12 protein-coding genes and 2 pseudogenes are annotated in these 17,010 nt (G+C 54.7%); 3 read left to right on the top strand and 11 right to left on the bottom strand.

What is annotated here, in order from left to right:
• Window position 1: 1 nt before the first annotated feature.
• The 10 genes and pseudogenes from HV345_RS04120 to HV345_RS04075 form a co-directional block, all read right to left on the bottom strand.
• Window positions 2-2,497 (bottom strand): type VI secretion system Vgr family protein, encoded by a 2,496-nt coding sequence (locus tag HV345_RS04120; RefSeq protein ID WP_181636282.1) that lies wholly within the window; start codon window positions 2,495-2,497, stop codon window positions 2-4.
• Window positions 2,494-5,148, bottom strand: coding sequence for a type VI secretion system ATPase TssH (gene tssH, locus HV345_RS04115; protein WP_181636281.1), 2,655 nt, complete (start codon window positions 5,146-5,148; stop codon window positions 2,494-2,496). Before tssH ends, HV345_RS04120 begins: the two co-directional genes overlap by 4 nt.
• Window positions 5,149-5,322: 174 nt before the next feature.
• Window positions 5,323-5,814, bottom strand: a complete 492-nt coding sequence (gene hcp, locus HV345_RS04110; RefSeq protein ID WP_167809322.1) for a type VI secretion system effector Hcp — start codon at window positions 5,812-5,814, stop codon at window positions 5,323-5,325.
• A 5-nt stretch (window positions 5,815-5,819) separates the two neighbouring features.
• Window positions 5,820-7,529: an OmpA family protein gene (locus tag HV345_RS04105; protein WP_181636280.1), complete on the bottom strand. Its 1,710-nt coding sequence runs from the start codon at window positions 7,527-7,529 to the stop codon at window positions 5,820-5,822.
• Window positions 7,526-8,215: pseudogene (gene tssL / locus HV345_RS04100) on the bottom strand (type VI secretion system protein TssL, short form). Before tssL ends, HV345_RS04105 begins: the two are co-directional and overlap by 4 nt.
• A complete protein-coding gene (gene tssK, locus HV345_RS04095; protein ID WP_181636279.1) occupies window positions 8,212-9,552 on the bottom strand; it encodes a type VI secretion system baseplate subunit TssK in 1,341 nt (446 codons plus the stop codon). Before tssK ends, tssL begins: the two are co-directional and overlap by 4 nt.
• Before the next feature lie 17 nt (window positions 9,553-9,569).
• Window positions 9,570-11,117: a type VI secretion system contractile sheath large subunit gene (tssC, locus tag HV345_RS04090; protein ID WP_032947171.1), complete on the bottom strand. Its 1,548-nt coding sequence runs from the start codon at window positions 11,115-11,117 to the stop codon at window positions 9,570-9,572.
• A gap of 33 nt (window positions 11,118-11,150) precedes the next feature.
• On the bottom strand, window positions 11,151-11,648 hold the full coding sequence (tssB, locus tag HV345_RS04085; RefSeq protein ID WP_016154481.1) for a type VI secretion system contractile sheath small subunit: 498 nt from the start codon (window positions 11,646-11,648) through the stop codon (window positions 11,151-11,153).
• A 579-nt stretch (window positions 11,649-12,227) separates the two neighbouring features.
• Window positions 12,228-12,402, bottom strand: a pseudogene (locus HV345_RS04080) (IS3 family transposase); the annotation flags it as partial.
• Between the two features lie 111 nt (window positions 12,403-12,513).
• Window positions 12,514-13,101: a MarR family winged helix-turn-helix transcriptional regulator gene (locus HV345_RS04075; RefSeq protein ID WP_141875638.1), complete on the bottom strand. Its 588-nt coding sequence runs from the start codon at window positions 13,099-13,101 to the stop codon at window positions 12,514-12,516.
• Window positions 13,102-13,284: 183 nt separating this feature from the next.
• Here HV345_RS04075 and HV345_RS04070 point away from each other — a divergent pair, with 183 nt between their 5' ends.
• Genes HV345_RS04070 through HV345_RS04060 form a run of 3 tightly spaced genes read left to right on the top strand, consistent with a single transcriptional unit; the run spans window position 13,285 to window position 14,854 of the window.
• Complete coding sequence (locus HV345_RS04070) at window positions 13,285-13,524, top strand: thioredoxin (protein ID WP_046276182.1); 240 nt, start codon at window positions 13,285-13,287, stop codon at window positions 13,522-13,524.
• An 8-nt stretch (window positions 13,525-13,532) separates the two neighbouring features.
• Window positions 13,533-14,273, top strand: coding sequence for a hypothetical protein (locus HV345_RS04065; protein WP_181636278.1), 741 nt, complete (start codon window positions 13,533-13,535; stop codon window positions 14,271-14,273).
• Window positions 14,274-14,314: 41 nt separating this feature from the next.
• On the top strand, window positions 14,315-14,854 hold the full coding sequence (locus HV345_RS04060; RefSeq protein ID WP_181636277.1) for a redoxin domain-containing protein: 540 nt from the start codon (window positions 14,315-14,317) through the stop codon (window positions 14,852-14,854).
• A gap of 180 nt (window positions 14,855-15,034) precedes the next feature.
• On the opposite strand, the gene gss is transcribed toward HV345_RS04060, so the two are convergent.
• Window positions 15,035-16,897, bottom strand: a complete 1,863-nt coding sequence (gene gss / locus HV345_RS04055) for a bifunctional glutathionylspermidine amidase/synthase (RefSeq protein ID WP_181636276.1) — start codon at window positions 16,895-16,897, stop codon at window positions 15,035-15,037.
• Window positions 16,898-17,010: the final 113 nt, after the last annotated feature.

Genomic DNA, 17,010 nt, shown 5'->3' with positions numbered 1-17,010 from the left:
ATTATTGCGCCTTAACCAGGGTAATGAGCATATTGTCGATAACATCAGATGAGTTCAGCGACGTCGCGCCCGACGAATCTGTAACACCGGAAACGACAGAACCATCTGGCATAGTGATTTTGTACGCCTTACCAGGTATCGGTTCTTTTGTTAGCGCATTTCTGACAACAAACTTCTCATCAAATGTTGCTGGCTCAAACGACTTCATTACCCCCTGCAGACTGCCAGAACCCGCTTTTTTGATACCGGTGTTTTTGATAAGCAGCTTACCTGGCCCGCCAATCTCAACATTCCCACCCTTAATTTTGATATATCCCCCCCCGCATATCAGCGTCAGTTCATCCTGCGCCGTCACGACCAGTTTCCTGCCACTCGAAATATGCGTGTCCTGTGTCGACCACGTGGTGATATTTCCCCCCTGAGCCTGAATATCAATATCGTTATGCGAGCTAAACAATTTTGCACCTTCACGGCTGTACAGGCTGAGTTGTTTACCCGCAGCCAGCGTGAAATCTTTCTGTGCTCCGACATCCAGTTGCTTACCTGCCGTCAGCGTCAGATTGTCACTGGCTGATACCTGCAAATCTTCGCCACTCACCAGCGCCATGCCTTTCGGCGCACTGCCCAGGATGACCTCTTCATGCAACTGCTCGATTTTTTGCTTCAGGAGTTTTTGCTGGCGGCCGATATCCGCTGCCAGCGCCTGAGCCTGTTGTGCGCTGGCCGCAAGAGATTCCATCTCCACTAATGCTGCTGAAAGCCGCGTGAGCGCAGGCTCCATATCAAGAACCTGCCCCTGCGCTTTCGCCTGCCCGTCCGCACTGATAAACAGCCCTTTCTGTGCCCGGATGGCTCCCCAGCTGTCGGTTCTGAGCTCAAAACCTTCACCGCGCTTCTGCTTCTCAGCATCCACTAAATGTCCGAGATTCAGCTGACTCTTGCCGCCGTACTCAGTGGAAACCTTGATATGCTCTTTCCCGCGCTCATCGTCGAGGCGGATTTTGTTGTTCGCCGGTGTGCGCAACACGTTACGTTTGTAGTTGCGGATGGTGACGTGATCGCCGTGGGCCGAGTCGTGAAGTACGCCAGAAATGTACGGTCTGTCCGGGTTACCGTCCTCGAAGCCAATCGCCACTTCGGTGCCCGCCAGCAGCGGCAAATGCAGGCCGTAGGTATCACCCGCATAAGGGCGGGACTGCCGCACCCACAGGCTTTCGAATCCGGTTTCCCAGTTGTCACGATCAAACAGCATGTTGACGCGATAGCGGCCATCTTTATCGATATGGCCGTAGGTATCGTTCTCGGTGGTGCTGGTGACGCGGGCCGGCAATGTGCCGGCCATCACCGGGCGTGAGCCAGGCTCAGGGCGGAAACTAAAATCAGTGCTGTCCGGGATGCCGTCGAACCTGACGCCGAAGTCTTCATCACGGCGCGCATGGCTGTGCATCGCTGTGACGACCACGCCCTGAGCAAACACCTCTGCCACTTCGTACCCGCCGGTGACTTTCAGCACCTGCCCAGGAGAGAGGGTCGGGCAGCTGGTGATGGCATGCGTCTGCGTCTGACCATTCAGGTAGCGCTCATGACGAATGCGGGCGTAGAACACCCCCGATTCCGGCGCCGGATTGCGGTCGTATGCGCTGCCCGGCGTCAGATAATTGTCGGCATAGTGGTAGGCATCACCGTAGGTGGTGGCATCCCCGCGAGTCGCATCGACCCGGGTGTTCATGTCTTCCGTCGCCTGACGGTAGTTGTAATCACGGGTGCTGACCTGCTTCTGCACCACGTTATGATGGCTCTCCATGCCCCAGACCGAGTCCACGCCTTTTGAATGCTGTCCTGATGGCGGAACCGATGGCAGCGTCAGGCCTTTTTCATACCCCTGCTGACCGTCATAAAACTCCACGACGTCGATGTTCAGGCGCGTATCAGTAGTAAACCGGAACCAGATGCCCACCTCACCCAACAGACGGGTAATAAAGTGCAGGTCATCCTCGCCGTACTGCATCACCTGCTCACGACGCGGGTACTCTTTTGAGAGTGAGAACAGAAAATCCTGACCGCGCATGTTGTGACGCTCGCGCAGAATTTTTTCCACGATTTGTGGGACCGACATGTCCTGATAAATGACGTTCTGATGCGAACGGTCAAGCAGCGCCAGGCGTGGCTGGAGCGTCAGGGCATAGTGGGTTTCATCCTTTGAGGTGTTGAGGCGTTCAAAGCCGCTCACCAAACCCTGAATCACCCGCACTGGCTGCTGCAGCTTAATGCCGTAACCCTGGTCAACCGGGGCCTGCAGCGTCAGGGAGGCCGCTTTCATCAACATCATTTCTTTGCTGATGGCATGGTTGCCGCTGGTGAACTCAATCCGGTAGCTGAACGGCGAGCTCAGGGCTTCATCGCCTTCAAACGCCAGCACATCGAGCTCTGCTGCACAGCCCTTCACCGCCAGCTGTTGATGGTTGTGGCTGAATCTGATCGGGGGATTACTGCTCATGCGTGCACTCCTTGTGTACGGTCAAACTCCAGCCCGATACCCTCTTCCTCACTCCAGCTAAGGCATAGCGACTGTGGTTTCTGTTTCGCAGACATGTGGGTCAGCAGTTGCTGGCTCAGCACCGGCAGAATTTGTTGATTGAGCAGACTGTCGACGTTACGCGCCCCGGTATCCGGAAGCAGGCAGGCGGCAGTCAGTGCGTCATACAGGCTCTCATCAATCTGCGTGGTCAGGCCGTAGTGACGGTTGAGGCGTTTGCTCACCTGCGCCAGCTTCATTTCCACGATGGTGCGCATCGCCGCTTCCGCTAGCGGACGATAAATCACGGTCTGGAAGCGGGCCAGCAGCGCAGGCTGGAAGTGGTCGCGCAGAGTCGGGCGCAGCAGTTCGTGCAGGTCGCCTTCGCTGGCCTCCGGCTGTTCGTCCAGCAACTGCATGAGGTGGTCGCTGCCGAGGTTCGAGGTCATCAGAATAACCGTGTTGCGGAAGTCGATTTCGCGCCCTTCGCCGTCGCGCATAAAGCCACGGTCGAAGACCTGGTAGAACAGGTTCATCACGTCGCGGTGCGCCTTTTCCACTTCATCGAGCAGCACCACGCTGTACGGACGCTTGCGGACCGCTTCGGTCAGAATGCCGCCCTGACCGTAGCCGACGTAGCCCGGCGGCGAGCCTTTCAGCTGGGACACCGTGTGCGGCTCCTGGTACTCGGACAGGTTGATGGTGATGAGTGACTTCTCGCCACCGTACAGCACATCCGCCAGCGCCAGCGCGGTTTCAGTTTTGCCGACGCCACTTGGACCGACCAGCAGGAACACACCCTGCGGACCATTCTCTGACGTCAGCCCGGTCTTCGCCGCGCGCAAGCGCTGGGCGATAGCGTTGAGTGCCACGTCCTGACCCACCACGCGTTTGCTGATTTCATTTTCCAGGGTCAGCAGCTCAGTCTGCTCGTCTTTCATCAGGGAAGAGAGCGGCACACCGGTCCAGTCGGCAATCACATTGGCGACGGTGCGGACGTCCACATCCACCGACAGCAGCGGGTTGCTGTGCTGTATGCCGTTCAGCGCCTGTTGCAGCGCGTGCGCCTCACTCTGACGGGAGATGTCCTGGCGGCTTTCCAGCAGTTGTTCGGTGAGTTTCAGCTCCTCGCCGTACCGGGCTTCCAGTTCGTCAAGTTCAGCGATAAGGTCCTTCTCTTCCTGCTCAATGGCGGTCAGGCGTTCGCCGTGGCTCTGATTGCCGACTGCGATATCTTCCAGCAGCGCCTGCTTCTCTATGTCCAGCGAGGTCATCAGCGCGCGAATACGGGTCAGCGGCTCCGGCACGGTGTCGAGGCTCATGCGCACGCGGGCTGCGGCTGTATCGAGTAAATCGACGGCCTTGTCCGGTAGCTGGCGTCCGGTCAGATAACGGCGGGACAGCGTGACGGCGGCGCGTACCGCATCGTCAGTAATATGCACGCCATGGTGTTCGGCATAGCGTGATTTCAGACCACGCAGCATCAGGCAGGCCGTATCGTCATCCGGCTCGTCGACTTTCACCATCTGGAAGCGGCGCTCAAGAGCCGCATCACGTTCAAAATATTGTTTGTATTCAGACCAGGTGGTGGCGGCGATGGTGCGCAGTTCACCGCGCGCCAGCGCCGGTTTCAGCAGGTTGGCCGCATCCGCGCCGCCCGCCTGGTTGCCCGCGCCGATAATGGTGTGTGCTTCATCGATAAACAGCAGAATGGGCACCGGCGATTGTTGTACCGCATCAATGACATTTTTCAGGCGCTGTTCGAATTCACCTTTCACGCCAGCCCCTGCCTGCAGCAGGCCGAGGTCAAGGGTGCGCAGTACAACAGGCTTGAGCGATTCCGGCACGTTACCCTCAGAGATTCGTAGCGCCAGGCCTTCCACCAGCGCGGTTTTGCCGACGCCCGGTTCACCGACCAGGATCGGATTGTTTTTGCGACGCCGCGAGAGAATGTCAACCATCTGGCGGATTTCAGTGTCGCGACCGAATACCGGGTCAATCTTGCCCTCTTTCGCTTTAGCAGTGACGTCGAGCGTGAATTTATCCAGCGCGTTTTGCAGCGCCGGGGTCAGTTCCCCCTCTTTTACCTCCGCGCCGACAGGACGCCCGACGAACTCCACTTCTCCACCATGGCTCTTTGCCAGTTCGGCTTCCTGCTGTACTTCCGGGTGTTCATCGGACTGCGCGTCGAGCAGCGGGCGCAGGCGTTCCAGTTGGCTCTGCCCCAGGGTCAGCAAAGGCCACAGACCATCACAGCGAGCAAGTCGTGGATTTTCCGTCAGCGCCATCAGCAGGTGTTGGCTTCGGATACTTTCCTCTCCGGCAAGTGAGGCCTGCATCCAGGCTTCCTGCATCAGCTTCTGAATATCCGCGGATAGCTGCGGGCGGCTGCGAACCGAACGCGGTTGATTATCCAGCCAGCCGAGCAACGCCTGCCACAGTGCATCCATATCCCACTCGTAGCGGCGTGCCAGCACCGTCAGGTCACCTTCCCCCTGTTCTAGCAGCTTCAGCAGCCAGTGCTCCGGCAAAATTTCCGCATGGGCGCGGGTCTGACAGAGCGAAGCCGCCCCTTCCATCGCACGGGCACAGTAAGGGTTCAGACGTCGCAACAGGATGGCTGGATTTTCCATGAATCTCTCTCTTTGTCGGTTCCTGGACACGCTACCGCCCATCGCTGTTTTCCGTGAAGGGGACCAAAGCGCATACGGTCAGGCTGGCAGTTTGTGGTTTTCTTTGCTGAAAACCCGTTTCAGACAGGCTCTCAGCAAAAAAAATGCGGACAGGAAACCCTGTCCGCATCAGGCTTACGCGGTGGCGCGTTCGTTCCAGGAATCGGAATGAATGATGTTGCCGTCTTTGTAAGTCCAGGTGATTTTTTCGTAGCGCAACTCAATCTGCTCCAGATGGTTGTGCTTTTCGTAGGAAGGATCCTTGATGTCGTACATCACCGGATTCACCTTCACCACCTTCACGTTCTCAAGCTTCGTGTTGAAGTACTCAACTTCCTGACCCGCGTCGTTGATTTTGTACCACTTGAATTCCGCAGACTTGAGGGTCTGACCGGTAGTCACAGCCTTGTACAGGTACGGGCTGGACGAGTCGATTTCCTTGGTGAACAGGAACGGGGTGTGGATACGGGTACCGGTCAGCTTGCCGGTGTTGTTATCGGTCGGGATGTACAGGTTATGCTCCTGAGCGACAACTTCGATGCTGCCTTCACGATCCTGAACGTCCACAGAACCTTTAATGTCCGCGCCGCCGTCGTCTTTAAGCCAAAGATAAACAGGAATTGCCATGTGATTTACTCCATTACAGTTTTATCTGCGCCATCATCCGATGACGCCTGGGGATTGCCCGGTATCTGACAGGCATCGGCCTGCGGTACCAGACTGATTTCGACACGACGGTTAAGTGCGCGCCCTTCCGGGGTGTCGTTCGTTGCGATCGGGCGGCTTTCGCCATAGCCCTGCACCGCAAAACAGCTTTCCGGTACATCACCGGTATCACGCATCCAGTTGCGCACCGCTTCGGCACGCTTAAGTGAAAGCGTCTGGTTCAGTTTTGGATTGCCGGTGTTGTCGGTGTGACCTGACACCACAATCAGCCAGCCCGGTTTAGCTTTGATGCCAACCAGGGAGGTCACCAGCATTTTGGTGGAGCCCGGCTTGAGGTCGGATTTACCGGAATCGAACAGCGACATGCTGTCGAGGCGGACAATTTTCGGTACCGGTTTGGGTTTCGGCTGTGGTTCAGGCGGCGGAAGTGGAGGCACCCAGGAACGGATCGCATCCAGCACAGGCATTCGCAGACGCTCCCCCTGATACAGACCGAGCCCCATCCGCACCGGTACGCCATTGCGCGCCCAATCATTCAGCTCTGCCGCATCGTCACGCAGGACAGCAACGGCATCGGCTTTGGGTCCGAAATCATGCATCGGGATACGGTCATAGCGGGCAATATCGAAGCTCACACGCTGCAGCAGCTGGCGATTGTTCCAGCCACTACTGAGCAGCGCAGCAATGGCCGCCAGCGTGAAAATCCCGAGCGCACAACGGAAGGCTCGCCCACGCGGCGTCAGGCCTCGCCCTTCGGGCAGCAGTGGCAGGATAAAATCCGGGAAGGGAGAGATAACCGTACTGTCCGTTCCTACCGGCTGCCAGCCCGCTACCTGCTGCATCGCAGTGTGACGGGAAAGCCACGCAGTCCAGGCAGATGTGGCCAGACTTCCGGCAAGGATCGGTCCCATTCCCCACAGCACCGCGGTAGGCGCAATGACAGGAACGTCGGGGTTCTTATCCATAAAGACAGCTTTGACGTGCTGATGGAACCAGCTCATCAGGCTGTTCATCAACACCTGTTGCTGCATCGCAGGCGACCCACCGGTGGTAACCCATGTAGCGATTGAACTCGGCGCTGAAGATTCACGCCAGACCCTCACCCCTTCCCCCGGGATAGCCGCCTGCCAGAGCAGATCATTCGTCATCGCGCTGCCAACCTGACCATTCAGAACCAGCGGCACGGAATGCCCGGTTTCTTTACGCAACTGGCTGATTTGCCAGCGCAAGGCCAGCAGACGGCTGGTAAGGCGCTCGCTGTCGGCGTGTTTCTGTGGACAGACGCTGACCATCACCGACAGCTGGCGACCCCAGTCAGGTCGCAACCACAGTACCTGGCGGGCTGCCTGCTCCAGATCCTGATGATCCTCCACGCGGATCCAGCATCCCTGCGTGACAGTGAGCACCGGTGACTGCTGCATACATGCCAGCGGCAGATCGCCACAGACCAACACCACGGGCTGACGATAAGTGGCTTCCGGGAGGTCATCCAGACGCAGGGTGACGTCATGCTCCGCACGACGACTGGCGACATACCAGAACGCCAGGATAAGCCCCAGCATCGCCAACAGAACAAGCACAGAAACCAGTCGGGACACCGGCAGGAAACCCAAGCAGACCACTGCACTCAGCTGGGCGGCCCACAACGCAAGCCCGCGCTGTTGTTCAGGACTCATTTCACGGCTCCCGGTAGCAGGGTCAGCAGCGTCTGATCCAACCAGTGATCCAGTCCCCACCAGAGTGCGGCGACTACCATCACGCTCAGGCCGATACGCACGGGCCATGACGCCAGCCAACCACCCATTCCTCGTCCGGTACGGCTTTCTGCCAGTATCGGGTGAGCCTGCGGATAGCTGAACGGCGTGACATGTTCACTGAGCGCGTTGACGAGTTTCTGGCGCTCCGGATCGTTCAGCGAGCGGAAACTGCCGAGAAACCCCAGCATCATGACCCGCTGGAAGCAGGTCACAACAGCGTGGTCGGGCGCCGGTTCACGCAGCACATCGCGCATCCGATCGCACAGCGTATCACCGGCATCCATGGTGCCAAGGAAGTGCCCCTGCAGAGGAATGTCATACCACTGCAGGCAGGCATCATCCTCCACACCGCGACCTTTGACGGCTTCATCAAGCAGCGCACACTATGCAGTGAGAATATGCTGACAGCTGGCTTCATCGAGTTCGCCCGCTTTCAGCTCACGCTGCACGCGTTCGACATCAGCAATGCAGCGCTCCCAAAACGTGCGCCCTTCTCCATCCTGAAACTTCGGACCGTGACGCAGGCTGATCACCTGCAGCCAGGTGTCCTGCAGCAGGGCATCAATATCAATCGACGCAGCAGTGCTGCGTTTAGGCTCACTCATGTTCTCAGTACCGCAAAGAGTTCAAGTTCAAGCTCGCCGAGCATGCCCGGAACGTAAAACATACAGGTGCCGCCCTGAAGCATTTCGCTGGCCAGAGGATGAGAGACATCGAGGCTGAAATACTGGTTTTCCAGACGCAGTGGGATGGCGGCCGGCACATGACGCAGGGGCATCAGGGGCACACCCACCCGTGATGAATTGACGATACTCCTGACATGATCCGGACTGCCGACCTTGCACTGGCGCGGGAACTGTTCCTGCAGCTGTGCCACCGGTATCGGTGAACGCACGGAGAGGTAGTAATCCACCCCTTCGCGCAGGCGTGGGTCATGCAGACGGGCCTGCCAGAAGTGAAGCCGGGCATCATGCTCAAGCTCGATCGCTACCACCCGCGACGGCAGGCTGGCTTCCAGCAGGTCGCCCAGCAGGTCAAAGAGCGGCGGGAAGACGTTATTCAGTTGCTCATGCTGCCAGACAGGAATAGCACTCACCTGGTGTTCCAGCGAGAAGGTCAGCAGACTGCCCGCGAGCCTTGCCAGCTCCGGATACAGACGCTCCGGCGGACTTTGCGGGTGTCGCTGAAACTGTCCGAGCACGGGTTCTGCGCTGTTCAGGGCATTGAGCAACCAGAACAGAGACACGTCAGCCACGGCAAAATCGGCCATGCGCTCGTTACTTTCACGACGCATGTCCATCAGGCGACTCAGACGGGCACGCAGTTGCATCATCAGCTGTTCCAGCTGGGTCACCAGCCAGCGGCTACCCTGCAGAGCCAGCAGTGGCGGAAGAAAGGTTTCATCGAGTGCCCAGCTCCCCTGTGAATCCTGCTGTAGACGGGCGACCGGACAGGTCAGGTAATCACTGTTGTTCTGATGGGCGAAACGCAGAGTCAGCTCGGGCTGCATCACCGCAATCTGACGGGTATCGTCCCCAAAGGCGTTACGGACATCCCGCCAGCGCTGGCGATAACGCACAGGGCGCTCGGCCACCTCATCGGGTTTAAGACAGTTGCCGCCATTTGCCCGCAGTAGCGGAAGCGCCAGAACCACCGCCACTTCCTGTGATTCGCCCTCAAGCGCCAGCACCGGCGGCAGGGAGTCGGCATTATCCGTGTCGATAAGCGTGCCGTCGGGGAAACGGATGTGCAGATGACGGGCCTGCAGGCGGCCCAGTTTCAGTGCATCCGGTTCGAAAGTGGCATCAATCATCCCCCAGGGATGGGAGAGGCCCAGTCGGGCAATGCATTCCGCAGACCAGGCCGCGTATGCGGCCTGTTGCTGGAAGTGCTGGGGAGAGACCATAACGCCCCTGCCCCATAACGGTTGTTCCGTTTTCATTGGCTTCCTGCCTTAGCTTATGACTTGGCTTTCGGCATCTGGGAAACCAGTGACAGATTGACGTCCATGCCTTCCACCTGGAAGTGCGGTACGGCGTACAGCTTCACGCGGAAGAAGCCCGGGTTGTCTTCAATGTCTTCCACTACCACTTTGGCGTCACGCAGCGGGTGAGAAGCCTGCAGCTCGTCGCCCGGATCGGTCATTTCAGTCACCAGACTGCGCACCCAGGTGTTGAGCTCAAGCTCCAGCAGACGACGGTCTTTGGTGGTGCCGATGTTTTCGCGCTGGATAAGCTTCAGGTAGTGCGCAATACGCGACAGCAGGAAGATGTACGGCAGACGGGCGTTGATACGGCTGTTAGCCGTGGCATCCGCGGTGTCATACAGTGCCGGCTTCTGGGTGGAGTTAGCGCTGAAGAAGCAGGAATAATCTCTATTTTTATAGTAGGACAGCGGAATGAAGCCCAGATTCGCGAACTCAAATTCGCGGGTTTCCGGGATCATCACTTCTGACGGGATCTTGACCTGATTGCCGGTGCCCAGATCGTACAGATGAATAGGCAGATCCTGCACGGCACCACCGGCCTGCGGGCCACGGATTTGCACACACCAGCCGTTGTTGATGAAGCTGCGAACCATATTAGAAGCGAACGCAAACGAGGCGTTAGTCCACAGGTATTTGTCGTGATCCGGACCTTTCACTTCTTCCACATAGTTGAAGCTGCGCACTGGCACGGTGTCCGGACCATAAGGCAGACGACCCAGTACACGCGGCATCACCAGACCGATATAGCGGGCATCGTCCGTCTCGCGGAAGGATTTCCACTTGATGTACTCCGCACGGTCAAAGTAGTTACCAATATCTTTGATGGCCGCCACTTCCTCCATTGAATCCTTGAGGAAAAATTTCGGGCCGGCTGAGCCGATAAACGGCATATGCGCTGCGGCAGACACTTTTGAAATATTGCGCAGCAGAGCGACATCCTGCGCAGAGGCATCGAATTCGTAGGCAGAAATCAGCGCGGCAATCGGCTCACCGCCCGGGGTGTCATACTCATCAATGTATGTATGTTTATACAGTCCACTCTGGATGATTTCCGGGCTGTCTTCGAAGTCCTGACGCAGGTCTTCTTTGGACATATCCAGCAGTTCAACCTTCACGTTCTGACGGAAATCAGTTTTGTCGACCAGGGATTTCACGCCGCGCCACAGGCTCTCCACAGCCTGGAATTCTTCGCTATGCATTACCGCATCCAGCTGACGGCTAATCTGGTAGTCCAGCTCTGCGATATGGTGGTCAATAAGGTTTTTATCGAGTTTTTCAACTTTTGAGCCCGCTTTCGTCAGGCATTCGAGAAATACCTGCATCCCCGCCGTTAGACGCTCATCCGCAGTCGCATCCGACATCGCCTGCGCATCCTGCCAGATATCCAGCGCACTCAGCTCAGAGACCGGGTTCAGGTTGATTTTTTCAAACAGGGACGCATAAACCCCGCCCGCAGCAGGACGTTCCAGCACCACGCTTTCGCCACCAGTCGCATTCTCATTTTTTACAGACATCAGCATCTTCCTTTTTAATCCGTTAAATCATCGTGACCGTTATGGCTGTTTAGGTGCCAGAGCAGACAGCTCTGAGCGGAGTTCTGCGCTTAACGCCGGGTCGAGCAGAATTTTTTCCAGCTCCTTTCGGAAAGCCTGATTGTCCAGCAGGTTCGCTTTTAAATCGCGAAGCAGGTTACGCATGGAAAGCATTGCCTTCAGCTGAGGGATCTGTCGGGAAACCTGCTCCGGGGTGAAATCTTTCATGCTCTGGAATATCAGACTGATATTGTCTTCGCTACCATCACTGGCGAGCGTGTTTTTAACGGTCAGATTGACTTTTGGGGAATATTCGGAAAGAACTGAGTCGAAATTATTCTTGTTCAAGTTAACTTTTTTGCGCTCAGACAGTGGTGCAGATTCCTGACCATTACTGAAGTCGCCCGCCACCAGTAATTTCAGAGGGAGCTCAGTTTTCTTGCTGGCTCCCCCTGTATGCAGGTCAAGCTTTAGATTAATACGTGCCTTTGGCACTTCATTCTGGAAACTATCAGCCATCTCATCATCCCTCGGTTTATCACTGCGTGCATCTTTCAAACGAAAGTTCTTTACATGTGATAATAGAACAATGATCGACAATAGATCAAATTTACCGATCTTTAATCTATTTTAAGTAAATTCTTAGGAATTTTCCTCTAAATGTTAATAGTGAATAGTGCTGAGATGTCAGTAAAATGGACTATTACCAGCACACAAAACAAACATTTATGTCGCAGTAGTTAAAATGAACGGATAATTATTGATAAATGGATCTTGACTTGATCTACATCAATATAAGAAAGTTAAAAACACCAATGCGCTTTCAAGGAAATGGTTTTAGATCAGAAAGAAATCAAAGGGGGCAGTAAGTCATAGCCTTGCTTCATGTGGGAAACACCGCAATAGCCATAAGGAAAGCATCAGGAACATAATCGGTTTTATGTCCCGAAAGAGAGCGTTTCATTTAATGTCAGGGCTGTATGGCGCTCCTGTCAGGCTTCAGCATGACGGCCAGGAGTGCACGGGCCTGGGAAACCGCCATACACGATGACAAATCCCCAGTCACAAGAAATTCAATCGGTGCAATCAGCCTGCCCTCATCCGGAAGCCTCTCAGCGTTGACATGGTCACGATACTTCTTGCGCCAGCAAAACCATGGTTGATGTTATGCAACGCCAGAACCTGACCGCGTAATACAGCCCGTCTGCCGTCTGGTTTTTCAGGGGGTTTAACTGCTGCGATGAACCCCGAACACGTGGCAGAGTGAGCATATCACCTCTGTTCAGGTGGCCAAATTCAGTGTTCCACTACAAAATGCAGAGAATGCGCATACCATTTTCTGGATTTTTTTATGTCCGCACTTTACCCGTTCAAAAGCCAGTATCTAGCCCTTTCTCTCATTCTGAGCGCTAACGCTGCAACTATTTTCCGGCTCCTCAAATTCACGACAAATTAATGTGATACTTTCCATGGGAATCGGCTCTTCTGTTAGACCACACCAGGGATGCCCATTTATCGACTGATGAAACCGGCAAAAACGGCACTCACCAAACATTCTGGCCCCCTGATTTTTCTGCATACTCCGCAGATGGGCCAGAAAAACTGTTTTCAGTTGTTCCTCAGAAAAAGCTAATGAATCCCACGGCTCCTGCAGTGTCTCCTGCATGATGCTATGCATCACTTCACTCGCTTTGGATGTCAGAACCAGATGGACAACCCGTTTATCCTTACCGTCATTTTCTCTTCTAATCCAACCTTCACGCTCTAGTTTATTCAGGGACTGCGATACCGTGCCTTTAGTCAGCCCGAGGTATTCCGTGGTTGCAGCGGGCGTATTGGAATAACCATTGCATCGCGTTAAATAGAAAAGAATCTGAACCCATGTTGTGGGGAGTCCTTTCAGTTGCGGATGGCGATAAAAGCTGCCCATTTGCAGGCTCACCAGGCGTTCAAGAATATCAAAGAGTGTCACAGTTACCTGCCTCTGCTTGCCGGGATACGTGCTGGATAAGCAAACGTCCAGACTTTCTAACGATAGGGATTTACTGTCATCAATAGTATCGATTCAAAACCATATTGACAATATTTTCAGTGTGTGTGTAATATTAAATGGTGTCGACTCGATACTATTTAATATTACACAAGGAAAGTCATCATGAGTAAAAAAGCCGTTTTCTTTCATGCAGGTTGCCCGGTATGCGTAGATGCAGAACACCAAATCGCACTGGCACTGGATCCCGCACAATACACGGTAGAAATCGTTCATCTCGGAAATGATAAAACCCGACTGAATGAGGCCATCGAAGCTGGTGTGCAATCTGTTCCAGCCCTGGTACTGGATGGTGGTATCCCGCTTCACATCAACTTTGGTGCGTTTATTAAAGATCTGCTTTAAGGATAAAAATGAAACGTATTGCGATTGTATTAGCAATGACTATCGCCACCTCTGCCAGTGCACATGGCAATGAGCCTCATCAGGGCGGTATTAAAACCAGCACCGACAAGGCTGTATTGGCTGAGTTTGATATTGTGCACACTAAAGTCACTACCGAAGGGAATGTTGCCACCTTCCATATGGCAGTTTCCGGCAAGGCAGGTAAAAGCAAACCTGCAGTGACAGGTAAGCTGGCGGGAACGGAAATTTTCTCTTATGTCTGGCCGACAACGATCGATCCGTATGAAGTGGGATTTGAACATAAGGCCGGTATCCTGGCACTGGCGGTAACATCCCATCCCGATCTGGATGATACGCCGCTGTATGATGAAAATGGCGATGGTAACCGCAACAATGATGGCGATCTGTGGCATACCCATTGGGTGGTGCTGAAGCCTAACGAGGTCTGCGGGCCTGGCGCACTGGCCGTAGTTGATATTCCTGAGGGACAAAAACCTAGGCTGCCTAAAACCTGGCCTGGCTTGCCGGTACTGTTGGACAGTCCGGGATGGAATCCTACGCTGACAGGTGAAACTGTAGAAGTGAAAGTTCCGTTCGATAATATTGGCGTGGTCACTGCCAGCCAGTTTGATGGTGTAACTGCCGGGCTACGAGTTAATGCGTCCGTTCATGCGCCGCTACTTTGCGTCGAGGATGTATTTAAAGTGGCCTCTGGCAAGCTGACGCTGCCGGGGAAAGTAAACCAGTAACGGAAATTAACCCGCACCACAGTGCGGGTTCTGGAGTTAACATGAATATCATTCGCCATCCGCGAGCACCAACATTGACAATTGAACGCTGGTTTAATACGTCACAGCCGATAACCCTGGAATCATTACGCGGCAAGGTCGTGGTAATGGAATCATTTCAGATGCTGTGTCCTGGCTGTGTTTCCCATGGACTGCCGCAGGTTTCACGTGTGTACGCCACTTTTCCACAGGATAAGGTGGCCGTTATTGGCCTACATACGGTTTTTGAACATCATGAGGTAATGACCGCACAGGCACTGGAAACCTTTCTATCAGAATACCGCATCCCTTTCCCCGTCGGGGTGGATATGCCGTCTCCTGACAATGATGTCCCCCAGACCATGCTGTCCTACGCTATGCGCGGTACACCTACGTTGACGTTAATTGAGCAGCAGGGATACCTACGCCAGCAATATTTTGGTCAGGTAGACGACCTCGCGCTGGGAGCAGAAATCGGGGCGTTATTGAATGAATCGCTGTCCGTTTCCAAGGACGCGTCTATGGCATCAGGGTGCAGTGATGGGCAGTGTGCCACTACATAATGAGATACTGGATATGGCGGAGAGTTTTTTCCTGCCCGTGGGAAGGGTGAGACATTATCCCCGGGCAGTAAAAAAGAAACCGCAACGCTATGCATTACGGTTTCCATCAAAAGCTAAACTGACAAGCATTAGGAGATATACTCCGGCTTTTCGCATTTCAATCAAGAACTCGCAAAAAGATTACTCTTCCTTCACTACAATCAGCGGCTCGATATCGCTCTCTTTTTTAATCACCAGCGACTCATCGCCGCGCAGGCAGGTCCCCCCATAGTTACCGCCTACGGTGAAGGTACAAACCTGAATATATTTACCGGCAATTTTTGGCAGACACCAAAGCTGCTGATAAATGTTCTTCTGCTCGGCAAACTTACCGCTGGTTTTATCCAGTAACTCTTCCTGATGGCTCACCAGATCGATGTTGCTGCCACAACGTCCTGCAATAGGTTTCACTGCATAACCGGTTTGCGCCAGCTCTTCATTAACAGTGAAATCAGTATCAAGCAGATAGCGGTGGTGTGGGAACAGTTGCCACAGGATCGGCAGAATCGCTTTATTACCAGGGATCACCGTCCACAGAGGTTCAAAGACCAGCACTTCCGGGCGCAGCAACACGTCGATTAAACGCACTTCCTGATTCGTATGCCCGGTACGAATTGGTACCGCAGCGTACTCCGTTTCACTGACCTCTCGCACCTGCTCAATCGCGGTTTCCCACGCCCAGGTTTTCCAGACGCAGTTCACCAGACGACCGTCCCCGTCAATCAGCTGACCGGCGTCATCCCAACGTAGCTCATCGAGGCCACGCAGAATTTTACTGTCAAACCCGGCCTGACGTAGCGCCTGCTGCATAAACTGAGCGTGGTAGTTTTCCTCTATATCTTTATCCTGCATGATGTGGACAAAAGGACGCGCGCGGCTGTGCTTCCAGGCCCCCGCCAGTTCGTTGATCAATCCTTCAGCTGGGTTGTGTCCCTGTCCTGTATAGCCCCGCTCGGCCCATCTTTCGAGGATCAAACCAGCTTCGGTATGGCACGATGCGGAATCGGCGTTGTACTCATACACCTTCAGTCCGCGTTCATCCATACAGAAATCCATACGTCCCGTAATCATATGATGCCGACGACGCTGCCAGGAAAGACGCAGACGCGGCCAGAGGATTTTCGGGATATCGAACAGCGCCAGCAGGTTGTCATCTTTCAGCACTTTGTCGGTCGCGTGCAGATACATCAGGTGCAGCTCGTTGGTGGCTTTGATCAGTTCCTGCTCTGCACTCTCGGTAATGGTGAAGTACTGATGCGGATCCTGATTAATAACGTGGCCGTTCGCCAGCACGTAGGCTTTCTGCAGCGGATCCTGTTCATCAAGCCATTTACCGTCAAACTGCCCGTTATCTTCCAGTCGCGCGCCGCCAATTCTCAACGAGTCGTTGGCGATCTCCGGCTGCGGCAGGCTGTCACGGGTATCATCGGTCTGGATCATCCAGCCCAGGATGGTGGTGTCGTCAAAGGTATCACGCAGGGTGTAACAACCGTTTTCAACCACCATCTCCAGTTCGCGGGTCCACTGCTGTCCGGGAGGCAACGGCGTATGGAGCACGTTCTGTTCGGCAATACGGATTTTGTTTTCCAGCAACTGGGTGACGACCGCCACATGGCCGGTATCGTTAAACTCACCGCCTTTTTGCCAGATAAGCAGAGCACCGGCTACCGGCGCGCGGGGTGAACCATTCGGAAATGCCTGCAACGGCAGGATATTGTCATTCACCACTTCGCGCAGAAAGCGTAAGGAAAAGATCTCCCAGGCCATGCCTACATCGGTGAAGACCACGCCATAATTAAGGAAGAGAAAGCGGCGTGCGAACTCTACGCACTGCCATTTGTGGCCCATGTATTCGTCGTCGATATAGCTGCGAAATACCGCATCATCGTCGTAGTCCCGTGGGTCGAGGGAGCTGTAATCTGAAGAGTAGATTGCTACGCCGCCTGGGGCGTAGCCCAATAATGTCCCGAATGGGGCATCCTGACTGGTCGTTCCTTTGCTCATGCACCTTACCTCAAAACAATACAGCCTGAGCAGGTTGGCGTGAATTTTTCGCTCTGATTGCCTGCTCTGCGACACTAACCGGACAGAGGTCGACATCATCATACACCTCAACG

It is taken from the genome of Citrobacter sp. RHBSTW-00986 (genome assembly GCF_013783065.1).
Taxonomy (GTDB): domain Bacteria; phylum Pseudomonadota; class Gammaproteobacteria; order Enterobacterales; family Enterobacteriaceae; genus Citrobacter; species Citrobacter braakii.
This window is presented reverse-complemented; position numbering and strand designations above follow the sequence as displayed.

What these genes read in the sequence shown, in the direction of transcription:
- tssK (WP_181636279.1), bottom strand. Translation starts at nt 9,552, where the DNA reads ATGAAAACGGAACAACCGTTATGGGGCAGGGGCGTTATGGTCTCTCCC.
- HV345_RS04105 (WP_181636280.1), bottom strand. Translation starts at nt 7,529, where the DNA reads ATGAGTCCTGAACAACAGCGCGGGCTTGCGTTGTGGGCCGCCCAGCTG.
- HV345_RS04070 (WP_046276182.1), top strand. Translation starts at nt 13,285, where the DNA reads ATGAGTAAAAAAGCCGTTTTCTTTCATGCAGGTTGCCCGGTATGCGTA.
- tssH (WP_181636281.1), bottom strand. Translation starts at nt 5,148, where the DNA reads ATGGAAAATCCAGCCATCCTGTTGCGACGTCTGAACCCTTACTGTGCC.
- tssB (WP_016154481.1), bottom strand. Translation starts at nt 11,648, where the DNA reads ATGGCTGATAGTTTCCAGAATGAAGTGCCAAAGGCACGTATTAATCTA.
- HV345_RS04065 (WP_181636278.1), top strand. Translation starts at nt 13,533, where the DNA reads ATGAAACGTATTGCGATTGTATTAGCAATGACTATCGCCACCTCTGCC.
- hcp (WP_167809322.1), bottom strand. Translation starts at nt 5,814, where the DNA reads ATGGCAATTCCTGTTTATCTTTGGCTTAAAGACGACGGCGGCGCGGAC.
- HV345_RS04060 (WP_181636277.1), top strand. Translation starts at nt 14,315, where the DNA reads ATGAATATCATTCGCCATCCGCGAGCACCAACATTGACAATTGAACGC.
- gss (WP_181636276.1), bottom strand. Translation starts at nt 16,897, where the DNA reads ATGAGCAAAGGAACGACCAGTCAGGATGCCCCATTCGGGACATTATTG.
- HV345_RS04120 (WP_181636282.1), bottom strand. Translation starts at nt 2,497, where the DNA reads ATGAGCAGTAATCCCCCGATCAGATTCAGCCACAACCATCAACAGCTG.
- tssC (WP_032947171.1), bottom strand. Translation starts at nt 11,117, where the DNA reads ATGCTGATGTCTGTAAAAAATGAGAATGCGACTGGTGGCGAAAGCGTG.